Below are 14,925 nucleotides of genomic sequence, written 5' to 3'. Positions count from 1 at the left end.
CATTCTCGTGACTGTACGTGATGAACCCCTGGCGGGATCATGTCGGCATGGACGGATTCCTCGACGAGACCCGCTCGGGAGTGACCGAGCTGCGCGTCCACGGCGTCTCCGGCACACCCCCCGAGGGCATGCTGAACCATCCCCACCCCTGGATCGTCGCGGGCGACGGCACCACCGGGTTCTACCGGCGCTGGTGGACCGACGGGCCGCCGGACGGCGAGCACGCGGACGTGCCCGACTCCCGCCACCGGGAGGCGTACGCGTGGGGCGGCCTCACCTCCGGCGGTAAGACGATCGCCCTGTGGCTGCTCCTGCTGCCGTTCGCGCTGGCGAACCTGTCCTACTTCATGCTCCCCAGACCCGCGCGCGGCACGGGCCTGCGGCACGTGACCGAGGCGGCGCAGCGGCTGTTCGCCCTGCTGCTGACCGGGACCCTCGTCGGGGCCGTCACGCGGGCCAGCGTGGACCTCGTCGGCTGGCAGTGCACCGCGACCGGGCGGGCCTGCACCTACGACACCGCGCCCGTGTGGGTGCACTGGCTGGGCGCGCTGTGGGGCAACGAGCCGTCCAGGCGGCTGGCGGTCACCGCGCTGGTCCCGCTGCTGGTCGTGGTGCTGCTGTGGTGGATCGCCCGGCGCACCTGGCTGCGGGACGAGCGCACGGCCGTGCCGCCCGACGGCTCGACCGGCACCGAGCTGCCGCTGGCCCGGCCGCGCCTGTGGCACGGCGACGCGCCGGTGTGGCGGCTGCGGGTCGTGCACGTCTGCTTCGCGATCGCCTCGATCGGGGTGGCCGTGGCCGCGCCGTTCGCGGGCACTCCGCTGGGGCTCGCCCTGACCGTCGCGAACGCGGCCGTGGAACTGGCCGCCGCGGTGCTGGTCGTGCTGCCGGCGATCGCCCGGCGGCTGGACCCCGGCTCGGACGAGCGGATCCCGGGCTGGCTCACGTTCGCGTGCCGGGCGCTGCGCGTGCTCGCGCCGCTGGTGTGCCTGGCCACGCTCGGGGCGGCGCTGGCCGGGATGGCGCCGGGCGCGCCCGGGCGGCAGCTTCCCGGCGTGGGGGTGGGGACGTTCCAGTTCGCGCTCACGGTCGGGATCGGGGCGTTCATCCTGGTCGCCACCTGCGTGCTGGCCTGGATGGACCGCGCTTCCGGCGAGCCCCGGGCGATGGGCGGGATCGCCGCGTGGTTCGTGCTGATGGTGGCCGCGGGCAGCGCCAACGTGCTGGCGCTCGGCCTGCTGTTCTGGACCGCCACGTTCTTCGGCGTCCCGGGCACCTCCGCCTCCCCGGACCCGGTCGGGAAGAAGCTCTTCCTCGACGACCCGGTGTGGTGGACGGCCGCGCTGGTGCCGCTGCTGGCCGTCGGTTTCGCCGGCCTGGCCGTCACCCTGTACGCGATCCGCGGGTCCGACGCCGGCCGCCTGACCCCCGAGCTGACGCCCCTCTACGGCGAGCGCGACGGCGCTGCGGTGGCCGAGAAGTGGGCGCTCGCCGCGCTGACCGACCGCGCCGGGCTCGTGCTGGCCGTGCTGACCGGGATCGGCGTCGCCGGGTTCGCCGCGGCGACCGTGATCTACCAGTTCCACCTGTTCACCCCGACCGGCGGGATCGTGGGGCTGCTCGCCACGCTCGGGAGCTGGGCCATGGCGGCGGTCATCGTGGGCCTGGTCTTCCTCGGCCGCCGCACGTACAGCGACTCCGGGCTGCGCCGGACGATCGGCATCCTCTGGGACATCTCCACCTTCTGGCCCCGCGCCATCCACCCGCTGGCGCCGCCGTGCTACACCGAACGCGTCATGCCCGAGCTGATCGACCGCGTGGGCCGGCTGGCCAGGAGCGGGCGGGACGAGGTGGTCCTGTCCGGGCACAGCCAGGGGAGCGTCATCACCGCCGCCCTGGTGCTGCAGCTCGGGCCCGAGGTGCGGGCCCGGGTCAGGATGCTCACCCACGGCTCGCCGCTGCGGCGCCTGTACGCCGCCTTCTTCCCCGCCTACTTCGGCACCGGCGGGCTGTCGGCCGTACGCGACGCCGTCCCCTGGTACAACCTCTACCGGCTGAGCGACCCCATCGGCGGGCCCGTCTTCGGCCGCGTCGACCCCCTCGCCCCCGGCTCCCCGAACGGCGTGGACGTGTTCTGCTGGGACCCGCACCGGCCCGCCCCCGGCGAACCCCTGCCCGAGGCCCGCTGGCACTCGGACTACTGGCTCGATCCGGAGTACGACGAGGCGCTCGGCCGGTTGATCGTCGCGAAGCCCCTCGCCTGAGCCCCCGGCCCGGTAGGGTTTCGGGCGTTTCCAACAAGAGCGGGGGTTGGTCGGTGAGGTGGGTGCTGTTGCTCCTGGTGTCGTCCGCCCTGTGGTGGGCCGCCCCGCCCGCCCAGGCAGCAGGGCAGACGGCAGGGCAGGAGGACGCCGGAGGGCATGTGGCGTTCATCGGGGTGCCGGGGCTGACGTGGGACGATCTCGACCCGGCGGACACGCCCCGGCTGTGGCGGCTGGCCGGGCAGAGCGGGATCGGATCCCTGTCGGTCAAGGCCGTGGGCACCGTGACCTGCGCGTACGACGGGTGGCTGACCGTGGCGTCAGGCGTGCGGTCGGCGGTCGGGCGCCGGTGCGGGATGCCGCCCGAGCCGGTCGTACAGGGGTCCGGGGCCGTGGTCTCCGAGGTCGCGGGGCTGCTGCAGCTGCGCGACGGGACCTACGCGGGCACGCTCGGCAACGCCCTGCACGCCGCCGGGCAGTGCACGGCCGCCGTCGGGCCCGGCGCGGCGCTGGCCCTGGCCGACCGGGCGGGCAAGGTCGACCTGTACGCCGCCGAGCCCGCCGGGCTGGCCGACTGGTCGCGCTGCCGGATGCTGGCCGTGGACGTCGACGTGCTGGTGAAGCCGTACATCGTGGACGGCAAGCTGCCGCTGGAGCCCGAGCTGCTCGCGCCGGAGCGGCGGCGCGCCCTGGTCCGCGAGGCCGACGCCAAGGTCGGCGCGGCGCTGGACAAGCTGCCCGCGGACACCGAGATCGTGCTGGCCGGGATCGGCGACCACGGCTCGGTGCCGCACCTGCGCGTGGCGATGTGGAAGCGCCCGGGCATGGCGGCCGCGCCGGACGGGCAGGTCGCCGGGCCGTCGGTGGGGGCCAACTCCACCCGGCGCGACGACATCGTCGTGCTGCCCGACATCACGCCCACGCTCCTCAACGCGGCGGGCATCGCCACGCCCTCCACCGTGATCGGGCTGCCGTGGCAGCTCGGCGAGCGCACCACGATCGACGACCTGCGCAGGGCCGACCTCAAGGGCACCGCCGTACGCGGCACGACCGGCGTCTTCTTCACCGCCTTCGCCATCGTCCAGGTCGCCTTCTACGCCCTCGCCTACTTCCTGCTGTCCAGGCGCAGGCGGCTGGGCGGGGTCGGCGTGGCCGCCATCGTGCTCGCCTCCCTCCCTGTCTCCACGTACGCGGTCAACCTGGTGCCGTGGGAGCGCAGCCCGTACCCCGTGCCGACGCTGATCGGCGGGGTGCTGGCGTGCACCGCGATCATCGCGGGCGTCGCGCTCGGCGGCCCGTGGCGGCGCGACCCGCTGGGCCCGCCCGCGGCCGTCGCGGCGACCACCGCCGCCGTGCTCGTGGGCGACCTGCTGACCGGGACGACGCTGCAGTTCAACAGCCTGATGGGCTACACCGCCGTGGTCGGCGGCCGTTACTACGGGCTGGCGAACATCCCGTTCGCGCTGCTGGCCACGGCCGTGCTGATGGTCACCGCCGTGGCCGCCGAGCACTTCGTCCGCGTCGGCAGCAAGCGGCTGGCCGTGGCCGGGGTGACGGGGCTCGGCGTGGTGGCGATGCTGCTGGCGGGCTGGCCCGGCGTGGGCAGCGACTTCGGCGGCGTGATCGCGTTCGTGCCGGGCATCGCGGTGACCGCGCTGCTCGTCGCGGGCAAGCGGGTGTCGGTGGTGAAGCTGGCCGCGTTCTGCGTGCTGGGCGGGGTGGCGGTGTCGATCATCGCGGTGCTCGACCACCTGCGCCCGCCCGCCTCGCAGACCCACCTGGGGCGGTTCGTGGGGCAGGTGATCGACGGGACGTTCCTGCCCATGATCGGGCGCAAGCTGGGCGCCATGCTCAACACCATGCTCTCCCCGAACCTCATGCCGATCGTGCTGGCCGGCCTGGCGTTCCTGGTCTTCGCCGTGCTGCGGCCCGGGCAGATCAGCGCGGGCATCGTGCCGAAGGCGTTCGCGCGGGCGCCCATGCTGCGGGCCGGGCTCGTCGGGGCGCTGGTCAGCGGCGTGGTCGGCATGCTGGTCAACGACTCGGGCACGGCCGTGCTGTCCATGGCGGTCGCGCTGGCCGTGCCGCTGGTGCTGCACGCGGGCGTGCGCTCGGCGGAGGAGCCGGACCCACCGCCTTCGGCGGGGGAGCCGGACTCACCAGGCGATGTGGAGCTCCTCGGGGGCCCGGTGGATGAGCGTGGCCGCCATGACGACGTCCTCGCCGGCGAGACGTAGACCGGGCAGCTCGCGTACGAGCAGCTCGAGGGTGACCTTGAGCTGCTCGCGGGCCAGCAGCGCGCCCGGGCAGCCGTGCACGCCGTGCCCGAACGATAGGTGCCGCACCGGCTCCCGGGCGATGTCGAACTCGTCCGGCCGCTCGAACACCCCCTCGTCCCGCCCGGCAGAGCCGAACGACACGAACACCGTCTCGCCCTCGCCGAGCGCGGTCCCCGCGAGCTCCAGCGGCCTGGTGACGGTGCGGCGGAAACCCTGCACGGGCGCCTCGTACCGGGCCGCCTCCTCGATCGCCGCGCCCGCCAGCTCCGGCCGCTCGCACAGCAGCTCCCACTGGCTCCGCTCGCGCAGCAGGCGGTGCACGACGGTGCCGAGCAGGGCGGTCGTGGTCAGGTGGCCGGCCAGCATGACGTTCTGCGTGTTGGCCACGATCTCGTCGCGCTGCTCCGGCGCCGGCTCGCCGGGGCCCGAGGCCAGGCCGCGCGACAGCTCGCCGGTCAGGCTCTCGGCGGTCCTCGACCGGGCCGCGTGCGCCGCGAAGAGGTGACGCAGCGCGGCCACCTCGCGGGCCGCGGCGACCTGGTCGTCCTCTGACATCGGCGTGAACAGCAGGTCCTCGGCCCGGTTGCCGGCCCGGATCGCGGCGGGCACGTCGGCCGGGTCGAGGCCGAGCAGGTGGCCGATCACGGCGGCCGGGAGCGGCCTGGCGTACCCGGACATCCACTCCACGTGCCGCCGGGTGCCCGCCTTCGCGAACGACGCGACCAGGTCGCCCGCCGTCGCCCGGACGAACGGCAGCGCCGCCGCCACCTTGGCGGGGGACAGGCCGCGGGTGAGCGGCCGGCGGTAGCGCGCGTGCGCCTCGCCGTCCGTGCTGAGCACCACCGGCGCGGTGCCGGGCGCGCCCGCCAGCTCCGCGAACGCCCGCGGGCCCGGGATCACGTCGGGCCGCAGCGCGCCCTTGGAGGAGAAGCCGTCCGGGCGCCCCAGCACCTCGCGCACGTCGGCGTGCCGGGCCACCAGCCAGGCGTCCAGCTCCTCGACGAAGGTCAGCCCCGGCGCGGCGCGAGCCCTGGCGTAGACGGGATACGGGTCGCGGTAGAGCGCCTCTCGATCCACGCGTACCATCCTGCAAGCCTGGTCGGGGGCCGACAAGATCTGAAATTTTCTTTTAGTTCACTCTTAAGTCTTGAAAGTTATATCCACGAGCGATTGAGTTCGGTCGTGCAGTCCCTCAGAATCCTGACAGCGTCGGTGCTCGCGTTAGGCCCCCTCACCCTGGCCGCGGCCCCGGCGCAGGCCGATCCCGCGCCCCCCGTAGAGGACGCGCTCAAGGCGTCGTCCTACCCGCCGCCGTCCACGCTGCTCGCCCAGGAGGCCGGGCAGCGGCTGGAGACGGCCAAGAGGACCCGGCCGGTGGCGCCGGGCATCTCGCTCACCTCCTTCGACACCTACGACGCGCTCGGCTGGCTGCGCGCGGACGCGGTCACCGCCGACCTCGGCGGTGCGAAGGCCGACTACCTGTACTCCGGTGAGGTGTCCAAGACCGAGCCGCTGTCCGGGCCCGCCAAGCGCGCGCACGCCGTCGCGGCCGTCAACGGCGACTTCTTCGACATCAACAACTCCGGCGCCGCCCAGGGCATCGGCGTGCAGGACGGCTCGCTGGTGCAGTCGCCCGTCACGGGCCACGAGAACGCGGTCGCGATCAGCGGCGACGGCCTCGGCCGCGTGCTCAAGATGTACTTCGAGGGCACCGCCACCCCGGCCGGCGGCTCGCCCATCGCGCTCACCCAGTTCAACCAGATCGTGCGCAGCGGCGGCGTCGGGCTGTTCACGCCGCTGTGGGGCTCGTACAACCGGGCCCGCGCCGTCGAGGGCGCCACGTCCGTCGCCGAGGTCGTCCTGGTGGACGGGGTGGTCTCCGAGGTACGCACGTCCGCCGGCACCGGCCCCATCCCCGCCGGGACCACGATCCTGCTGGGCCGGGACGCCGGGGCCACCGTCCTGTCCGCCCTCAAGGCCGGCGACCGCGTGGACGTGAGATACCAGCCGAAGTCGTCGGACGGCAGCCAGGTCAAGGCGGCCGTGGGCGGCAACTGGGTGCTGGTCAAGGACGGGGTCGTGCAGAACTCCACCGACCCCGCCGCGCACCCCCGCACCGCCGTCGGGTTCTCGGCCGACGGCAGGAAGATGTACCTGCTGACCGTGGACGGCCGCCAGGTCGACAGCCGCGGCGTCACGCTCAACGAGCTCGCCGCCATGATGGCCGACCTCGGCGCCGCCAACGCACTCAACCTCGACGGCGGCGGCTCCTCCACCATGCTCGCCCGCGAGCCCGGCTCCGCCGACGTCCAGGTGGAGAACAGCCCCTCCGACGGCGGCGAGCGCCACGTGCCCAACGGCCTCGCGCTCTACGCGCCCGAGGGCAGTGGCAAGCTCAAGGGCTTCTGGCTGGAGACCGCGAGCGACCCCGCCAAGGCGCCCGGCGTCGGACCGGTCGCCGGTGGTCGCCCCGACCGCGTCTTCCCCGGCCTCACCCGGCGGCTGACCGCCGCCGGATACGACGAGACGTACGGCCCGGCCGCCGGCACGCCGTCGTGGCGGTCCAACCCGGCCGTGCACGGCGTCGTCCGCGACGGGAAGTTCCACGCCCTGGTGCCCGGCCAGACCACCGTCACCGCCTCCCGCGGCGGCGCCAAGGGGACCATCGACCTGACCGTCCTGCAGCCGCTCCAGCGGCTCGGCGCCACCGCCGACCGGCTCGGCCTGGCGGGCGCGGACGGCGTGGCGACGTTCGGCGTGGTCGGTTACGACCGCAACGGCAACTCCGCGCCCATCGAGCCCGCCGACCTCGCGCTCGACTACGACAAGAGTCTGTTCGAGGTCACCGCGGCCGAGCACGGCTACTTCACCGTCAAGGCCAAGAAGGCCAACGGGTCCGGCCTGATCACCGCCAAGGTCGGCAAGATCAGCACGGCGGTGCCGGTGACCGTCGGGTTCGAGGAGAAGCCGGTCGCCGACTTCGAGAACGCGGCCACGTGGACGTTCGCCGCCGCGCGCGCCACCGGCTCGCTGTCGGCGGCGCCCGGTCAGAGCGGGGGCGGGCTCAAGCTCTCGTACGACTTCACCACCTCGACCGCGACCCGGGCCGCGTACGCCAGCCCGCCGCAGCAGATCGTGGTGGACGGCCAGCCGCAGGCGTTCGGGCTCTGGATCAACTCCACCGGCAAGGGCGAGTGGCCCAGCCTGGAGTTCTACGACGCGCTCGGCCAGTCGCAGATCCTGCGCGGGCCGTACATGACGTGGACCGGGTGGAAGTACGTCGAGTTCGCCGTGCCGCCGGGCGTCAACTACCCGCTCAAGCTGCGGCGCTTCTACGTGGCCGAGACCAAGGCGGGCGCGAAGTACACCAACGAGATCCTCATCGACGGCCTGGTGGCCAAGGTGCCGCCGTCGATCTCCGCGCCCGCCGCGCCGAAGGTCGCCGATCCGGTGGTCAAGGCGGACGTGGGCCGGATGCCGTGGCGGTTCGCGGTCATGTCGGACGCGCAGTTCGTGGCCCGGGACCCGGACAGCGACATCGTCAAGAACGCGCGCCGCACGCTGCGGGAGATCAAGGCGGCCAAGCCGGACTTCCTGCTGATCAACGGTGACCTGGTGGATGAGGCGTCGCCCGAGGACTTCGCGCTGGCCAAGAAGATCCTGGACGAGGAGCTCGGCGGAACCCTGGAATATCACTACATTCCCGGCAACCACGAGGTCATGGGCGGCAAGATCGACAACTTCAGGGCCGTCTTCGGCGACACGTACAGCACCTTCGACCACAAGGGGACGCGCTTCATCACCCTGGACACCTCCCGCCTGAACCTGCGGGGCGGCGGCTACGACCAGGTGGCCATGCTCCGGTCCCAGCTGGACAAGGCCGCCGCCGACGCGTCGGTGGGCTCGGTCGCGGTGCTGTTCCACGTGCCGCCGCGCGACCCGACGCCCGGCAAGGGCAGCCAGCTCGGCGACCGCAAGGAGGCGGCCCTGGTGGAGGGCTGGCTGGCGGACTTCCAGCGCACCACCGGCAAGGGGGCCGCGTACATCGGGGCGCACGTGGGGACGTTCCACGCCTCGCACGTGGACGCGGTGCCGTACTTCATCAACGGCAACTCCGGCAAGAACCCGGCCACCGCGCCCGACGACGGCGGGTTCACCGGGTGGTCGCTGTGGGGCGTCGACCCGGTGACGGCGGCCGAGGCCGAGCACGTGCGGCGGAACTGGTTCGCCGACGCGCCCGGCTGGATCGGCACGCAGGTCCGGCCGCACGTGGACGACCTCGTGCTCACCGCCCCCGCGACGGTCGCGATCGGCGCGCCCGGCGCGGTGACGGCGACGGTCAAGCAGGGGAGCCGTACGGTCCCGGCGGCCTACCCGGTCTCGGCGGCGTGGTCCGGCTCGCCCAACCTGCACGTCGGCGGCCGTGACGGCGTCAAGCCGTGGCACGTGGCCTACTTCGACCCCTCCACGGGGACGCTGACGGCGCTGCGGCGGGGGCAGGTGACGGTCGCCGTCACGGTGAGCGGCGTCACCCGCCAGGCCACCGTGGCGCTGACCGCCAAGGCCGCCGCCTGACCTCCGGGCGGGCCGCCGCAGTGATGACCGCGAGGGCCTCTGTACGGGCCGCCGCGGCGTGCTGCGGCGGCCCGCCCGCACACCGGGTCGTGCACCGAACGGCGCGGTCGGCGGAAGCCCTGATCCGCGCCCTGCCGTACCCCCTTATGGTGATCTCTCGTGAGATTCCTCGTTGTGATCCTCTTGCTGCTGGCCGGCTGCGGTGCCGTCGAGCAGAAGCCCGCTTCGCAGGTGGAAGAGGCGAAAGTCACCTGGCGGCTGACACATGAGAGGCGAGGAGCGGGGGTTTACGGGCCGATAGCCGCGACGGGCCCGAACGAAGCTTGGTCGATGGTCCAACGCAAGCCCACGGCTGCCCTCTCCCTCATGCGGTGGGACGGGGCGTCCTGGCGGCCTGCCGTCCTGCCCAAGGGTTTGAACAGGTATTTCGGGACGCTCGCCACCTCGCCGGCCGGGGACGATCTATGGCTGTTCGACGCATACGATGCGAACGGTCCATGGCAACTGGTCGAGGGCCGGTGGGTGGCCCGGCCGTGGCGAAGCTCATACGAGGCGGCCCAGGTCGCCATCGCGAGCCGGAACGAGGTGTGGGTCGCCGAGACCGGTGGTCCGGATGACTACTCGGGGGCCGCCCTCAGCCGCTGGGACGGCCTCTCGTGGCGGAGGGTGCACAAGCCGGCCACGTTCGAGTTCGGCGACCTCGACCTGGTGGAGGACGTCGCCGCGGCCGAGGCCGGCGAGATATGGGGGCTCGTCCAGGTCGGAACCCGCACTCAACCTCGGGGAACTGGCTGCCGGCGTCAGGAACGAGGTGTGGGCCCTCGGCAGCGTCGCTCCATGTGGGGGTGGGCCGAGCGTGCGCAGGGTCGTCCTGCACTGGAACGGCGCATCCTGGCAGCAGGCGGAACTGCCGATCGAGTCGACGACGCTCAACGAGATCCGGGCGGACAAAGTGGGCGGGGTGTGGATCGGGGTCAACCCCGATCGCGGCGGATCGTACGTCCTCAACTTCCGAGCAGGCCGGTGGACCAGAGCCGCTCTCCCCCGGGGACGCGTGGGGCGCATCGCCCCTATACCGGGCACCACCGGACTGTTGGTCCTGGCCCAGGAGGGCAAGGACACATTCCTGATCTATGAGCTCAGATAGCGGTCATGCGCGGGCCCGCCACGGGGAGCCGGGAGGGGCCGGTCGTACTATCGAGGGAAACGCACTCATAGCAGCGAGTCGCCGTCTCCTCCCGGGCGATCACGTCGCAAGGCGCTCATAGGAGACTGGAGACGCTGATGGCGCTCTTTGACACTGATGTGATGATCGTCGGAGCCGGCCCGACGGGGTTGCTGCTCGCGGGTGACCTCGCCGCGAGAGGCGTCGCGTGCATGATCGTCGAACGGGAGCTTCGAGGTTCGAAGCTGTCCCGGGCATTCGTCGTACACGCCAGGACGCTGGAACAGCTCGACGCCCGGGGCGTGGCCGACGAGCTGATCGAGACCGGCGCGGTCTTCAGGACGATGTCGCTGTTCGGCAACCTGGAACTCGACATGTCCCTGCTGCGGTCGCGGTTCCCGTTCCTGCTGTGCACCCCCCAGTACAACACCGAGCACGTGCTGGAGAACCGGGCCTCCAGGCTCGGCGTGGAGGTCATGCGGGGGGTCGAGGTCGTCGGCCTCCGCCAGGACGCCGACGGCGTGGACGTGAGCATGCGGATCGACGGCACGATACACACGCGGCGGGCGAGATTCGTGGTGGGCGCCGACGGCGTGCGCAGCGTCGTACGGGACGCGCTCGGCGTTCCGTTCCTCGGGCGTTCCGCCGTGGAGTCGGTGATGCTGGCCGACGTCCGCCTTCGCCACGCCCCGACCCGTGAACTGGCCCTCAACACCGGCGCCGACGGCTTCTGCTTCATCGCCCCCTTCGGAGACGGGCGGTACCGGATCATCGCCTGGGACCGGCGGCGGCAGCTTCCCAGCAGCGCGCCGGTCACCCTCCAGGAGGTGAGCGACATCGTCCGCAGCGTCATGGGCAGCGACCTCGGCCTGCACGACGTGCGCTGGCTGACGAGGTTCCACAGTGACGAGCGGCAGGTTCCCAGCTACCGCGTGGGCCGGGTGTTCCTGGCGGGCGATGCCGCGCACGCGCATTCGCCCGCGGGCGGGCAGGGGATGAACACCGGCCTGCAGGATGCGGCCAACCTCGGGTGGAAGCTCGCCGCGGCGGTCCAGGGCTGGGCGCCGGACGGCCTGCTCGACACCTACCACGCCGAACGGCATCCGGTGGGCAGCATGATCGTACGACTCAGCGGCCGCCTGCTCACCACGGCCCTGGCCCGTACCCGGCGTGACAGGGTCATGCGCGCGACGCTCCCGATCATCATGGACCGGTTCCCGCCGGCCGCCCGCCGGCTGCGGGAGGCCATCTCCGGCCTCGCCATCTCCTACTCCGCGCCCCGGGGGTCGCACCCGCTGGTCGGCCGGCGGGTCCCCGACGTTCTCCTGACCGGCTACGCGACGCGGCTGTACGAGGCGCTGCGTGACGGGCGCTTCGTGCTCCTGGCTCCCGCCGACGAGCCCGCCGTGACGGGGAGCTTTCCGCTGGCGCGGGTCAGGCACGCCACGCCGAGAAGCGCCCGCCTGCCCGCCATGCTGGTCCGTCCGGACGGTTACATCGCCTGGGCGAGCACCGCTGCGGATCCCGCCACCCGTGTCTTCGGCCTGCGTTCCGCCCTGGCGACATGGTGCGGGTTGCCGCCGGAGCCGTCCGTGCCCGGTCCGGTACGGACGAGGCTGCCCCGGTGACGGCCGGCGTTCACCTGCTCTGTGCCCTTATATCGGCCTGACCTGCACGTATGTGGGTACACAGGTCGGTACACCGGGTGGCCGACGCCAGATCGTCCGTTCCGGGCAGGACCAGGGAGGTGTACTGCCGTGTCGAACAAGGACTCAGCGGCGGGGGACGGATTCAACATCCTGGCGGACATCAAGCCGCCCTTCATTCCCGACGGTGCTTCGGGGATGACCATCCTCGTCGAGTGGCCTCCCGGCCACCCCGGCCTTGCTCCGCACCGCCACGCGGGGCCGGCATTCGGCTACGTGATCGAGGGCGCGATACGGTTCGAGCTCGAAGGCGAGCCGGAGCGCGTGGTCGAGGCCGGTGAGACGTTCTGGGAGCCGGGCGGCGACGTGATCCACTACCAGGACGGCAACGCCTTGCCGGACGCGCCGACCAAGTTCGTGGTGTTCATGCTGTGTGCGCCGGGTCAGCCGATGCTCACGTTCGTCGACGAGGAGGAGCTGGCACAGCGCGCCCACCTGCGCGCCCCGCGCCCCACCGCCGGGTGATCCGCGGGCGCAAGGCGCTTGAAAGCGTATGTCGGTCCGGCGGCAAGTCACCTGAAATCGGCGTATCGCACATTGTCGTCATCTCGCCAAGAAAGGACGCCCCCCGATGACGATCTCCCGCACCCTCGCCGGCCTGGCCGTCGCCGCCACCGCCACCATCGCCGCCGTCACGACCGTCGCCCCCGCCGCCCAGGCCGCGACGGCGGCGGGCTCGGCCGCCGCCGCGTGGGGCCCGTACTACGCGCCGGGGCGCTCCGCCCACGCCGTGGGCACCCTGACGGCCGCGGGGGAGGACCACGCCGACCTGCCGACGGCCGACGCCGTCCGGGTCTCGGGCAAGGTGTACGACCACACCCGACGCGCCGCCACCTGCGGCTGGGCGGTCTTCCGCATCACGTACCGCTCCGGGAACAACCTGCCGTTCCGGCAGCACGCGGTGCGCGACTGCTCGTACCGCGCCCCGAAGAGCTTCTCGTTCTCCTACCGGGACGTCTACCAGGTCGAGCTCAAGGTCTGCTCCGAGTCCAAGTCCACCAAGCCGTCCCTCGTCTGCCAGTACGCGGGCACCTGGAAGACCCTCTACCTGTCGAAGTGAGCAGCCTCAGATCTCGGAGATGATCTGCTGCCGTTTGGCGGCGTACTCGTCGTCCGTGATCGCCCCCGCCGCGCGGAGCGCCTCCAGCTCCTCCAGGCGCTGGGCGGCGGGCCGCTCGGCCGGTGAGGCGGCGCCGGCCGCCGGTTGGGCGGCGGCCCGGCGCACCACGGCCTGGATCTGCCGGCGCAGCTCCGGCCTGGAGCGCACGTCCATCATGCCGTTCAGCGGGATGCCGTTGGCCTTGAGCAACTGCAGGATCTCCATCAGCGGGCCGGCCTGCCCGCTCAGGTCGTAGGTCCTGTTGTCCTCGGCCAGGTTGAACTTCGCCGGCATCAGCCCGTTCACCAGAGCGCTGCGCTCCCAGTCGATCTGATGCTCGTGCGTGGCCGGATCGACGAGTACGACGAGCCGGCGCGCGTTGAAGTTGCCCGTCCGCGTCACGCTCGCGAGCACGCGGTCCTGGGTGTCGAACGCGAACCCCGGGCCCTCGATGTGCAGGCCGAGCCTGATCAGCGGCTGGTTGTTGATCCTGGTGCCGGTCTCCGACATGCCCGTGATCTGGGCGAGCGTCAGCACCCCGTTCCGCTCCAGGGCGGCGGTCTTGGCGGCCGCCTTCGCGCCGTGGCGGGCGATGAGCAGCGCGATCAGCACGTCGGACACCGTGAGCACCAGCCCGACGTACAACATCCACTGGATCTCTTCGCGTTCGGCCACGCCGAGCGCGAAGTAGACGATCACGAAGATCGGCCCGACCAGCCCTCCGCAGAGCAGGACGATCAGCTGCGACCTCAGATAACGCCCGAACATCGGCTTGCTCCCGTCAGTGGGGCGGTGGATCGGTGTCACAGTAACGATCGGTGATCTCGGTCAGGGATCCGTTTGAGGAAGAATCGGACCGTTCCATCGAGGCTTGAGGCGGCTCTGGACGGGAAAATATGCGGATTGTTAGCCTTTCAGGAGGTTCTCCTGGTGCTCGAGAGACCAAATGGACAAACTCTCTGACGACGACCTGGCATTGTCACTGCTGATCCGATTCTTCGAGCTGAAGCTGCTCGCGCTCTTCGAGCGAGGGGAGCTCAACGGCACCACCCACACCTGCCTCGGCCAGGAGTACGTCCCCGTCTCCCTGCGGACCCTCCTGTGCGAGAGCGACTGGGTCTTCAGCAACCACCGGGGCCATGGCCACTACCTGGCCAGGTTCGAGGACCCGGAGGGGCTGCTGGCCGAGATCATGGGCAGGAAGGGGGCGATCTGCGACGGCGTCGGCGGCAGCCAGCACCTGAAGCGCGACCGCTACCTGTCCACCGGCGTGCAGGGCCAGAGCCTGCCCGTGGCGGCCGGGGTCGCATTGCGGCTGAAGCGGCACGAGCCGGGCGCGCTCGCCTGCGTCTACATCGGCGACGGCACCTGGGGTGAGGGCGCCGTGTACGAGGCGCTCAACCTGGCCCAGCTCTGGCGGCTCCCGCTCCTGGTCGTGGTCGAGCACAACGGCATCGCCCAGTCCACGCCGACGGGGCTGCAGATGGCGGGCACGGTGGAGGGGCGGGCGCGGGCGTTCGGCGTGGCGCACCACCGGGTGGACATTACGGAAATTTACGAAATACGTGCCCAGCTGGCGCCTCTCGTCGACCGGGTGCGGACGGAGTCCCGCCCGCTGGTCGTGGAGTTCGCCACCCATCGCCTCGGCCCCCACAGCAAGGGCGACGACACCCGGCCGCCGGACTTCCCCCGCGTCGACTGGTACGCCGCCTACCGGGCCGCGCACCCCGTACAGTCGGCCGGGATCGAGGCGGAGGCCCGTACCCGGATCGACCGGATCGCGGCCGAGGTCGCCGCCCGGCCGCCGTCCGTCTGGACGCCGGCGTGACGGTCGGCGGGG

Annotated in this window: 10 protein-coding genes; 8 read left to right on the top strand and 2 right to left on the bottom strand. The window is 72.3% G+C overall.

Translation table 11 applies throughout. The annotated features are described in order from the left end of the window. The first annotated feature begins 47 nt into the window (after positions 1-47). Both ACIBI9_RS35555 and ACIBI9_RS35550 read left to right on the top strand, forming a co-directional pair. Positions 48-2,264: a hypothetical protein gene (locus tag ACIBI9_RS35555; RefSeq protein WP_397228633.1), complete on the top strand. Its 2,217-nt coding sequence runs from the start codon at positions 48-50 to the stop codon at positions 2,262-2,264. A gap of 62 nt (positions 2,265-2,326) precedes the next feature. Next, positions 2,327-4,498: a hypothetical protein gene (locus ACIBI9_RS35550; RefSeq protein WP_397228631.1), complete on the top strand. Its 2,172-nt coding sequence runs from the start codon at positions 2,327-2,329 to the stop codon at positions 4,496-4,498. Here the strand turns inward: ACIBI9_RS35550 and ACIBI9_RS35545 are convergent. Then, positions 4,418-5,617, bottom strand: coding sequence for a cytochrome P450 (locus tag ACIBI9_RS35545; protein WP_397228629.1), 1,200 nt, complete (start codon positions 5,615-5,617; stop codon positions 4,418-4,420). The genes ACIBI9_RS35550 and ACIBI9_RS35545 overlap by 81 nt on opposite strands. Before the next feature lie 105 nt (positions 5,618-5,722). Here ACIBI9_RS35545 and ACIBI9_RS35540 point away from each other — a divergent pair, with 105 nt between their 5' ends. The 5 genes from ACIBI9_RS35540 (at position 5,723) to ACIBI9_RS35520 (ending at position 13,046) form a co-directional block, all read left to right on the top strand. Then, positions 5,723-9,115, top strand: coding sequence for a phosphodiester glycosidase family protein (locus ACIBI9_RS35540; protein ID WP_397228627.1), 3,393 nt, complete (start codon positions 5,723-5,725; stop codon positions 9,113-9,115). Between the two features lie 856 nt (positions 9,116-9,971). Beyond that, complete coding sequence (locus ACIBI9_RS35535; protein ID WP_397228625.1) at positions 9,972-10,262, top strand: hypothetical protein; 291 nt, start codon at positions 9,972-9,974, stop codon at positions 10,260-10,262. Positions 10,263-10,423: 161 nt separating this feature from the next. Then, entirely contained in the window at positions 10,424-11,908 is a 1,485-nt protein-coding gene (locus ACIBI9_RS35530; protein ID WP_397228623.1) for an FAD-dependent monooxygenase, read from the top strand. A 129-nt stretch (positions 11,909-12,037) separates the two neighbouring features. Then, a complete protein-coding gene (locus ACIBI9_RS35525; RefSeq protein ID WP_397228621.1) occupies positions 12,038-12,451 on the top strand; it encodes a cupin domain-containing protein in 414 nt (137 codons plus the stop codon). 106 nt (positions 12,452-12,557) lie between these two features. Next, positions 12,558-13,046, top strand: coding sequence for a hypothetical protein (locus tag ACIBI9_RS35520; protein WP_397228619.1), 489 nt, complete (start codon positions 12,558-12,560; stop codon positions 13,044-13,046). 6 nt (positions 13,047-13,052) lie between these two features. Here ACIBI9_RS35520 and ACIBI9_RS35515 read toward each other — a convergent pair whose 3' ends face one another. Further along, entirely contained in the window at positions 13,053-13,853 is an 801-nt protein-coding gene (locus tag ACIBI9_RS35515) for an SHOCT domain-containing protein (RefSeq protein WP_397228617.1), read from the bottom strand. 178 nt (positions 13,854-14,031) lie between these two features. Here ACIBI9_RS35515 and ACIBI9_RS35510 point away from each other — a divergent pair, with 178 nt between their 5' ends. Beyond that, positions 14,032-14,913 carry a thiamine pyrophosphate-dependent dehydrogenase E1 component subunit alpha gene (locus ACIBI9_RS35510; RefSeq protein ID WP_397228615.1) on the top strand — a complete coding sequence of 294 codons (882 nt, stop codon included), beginning with the start codon at positions 14,032-14,034 and terminating at the stop codon, positions 14,911-14,913. Positions 14,914-14,925: the final 12 nt, after the last annotated feature.

Source organism: Nonomuraea sp. NPDC050451 (assembly GCF_044458585.1).
The sequence above is the reverse complement of the archived record's forward strand: the minus strand, read 5'-3'. Positions and strand labels throughout refer to the sequence as shown.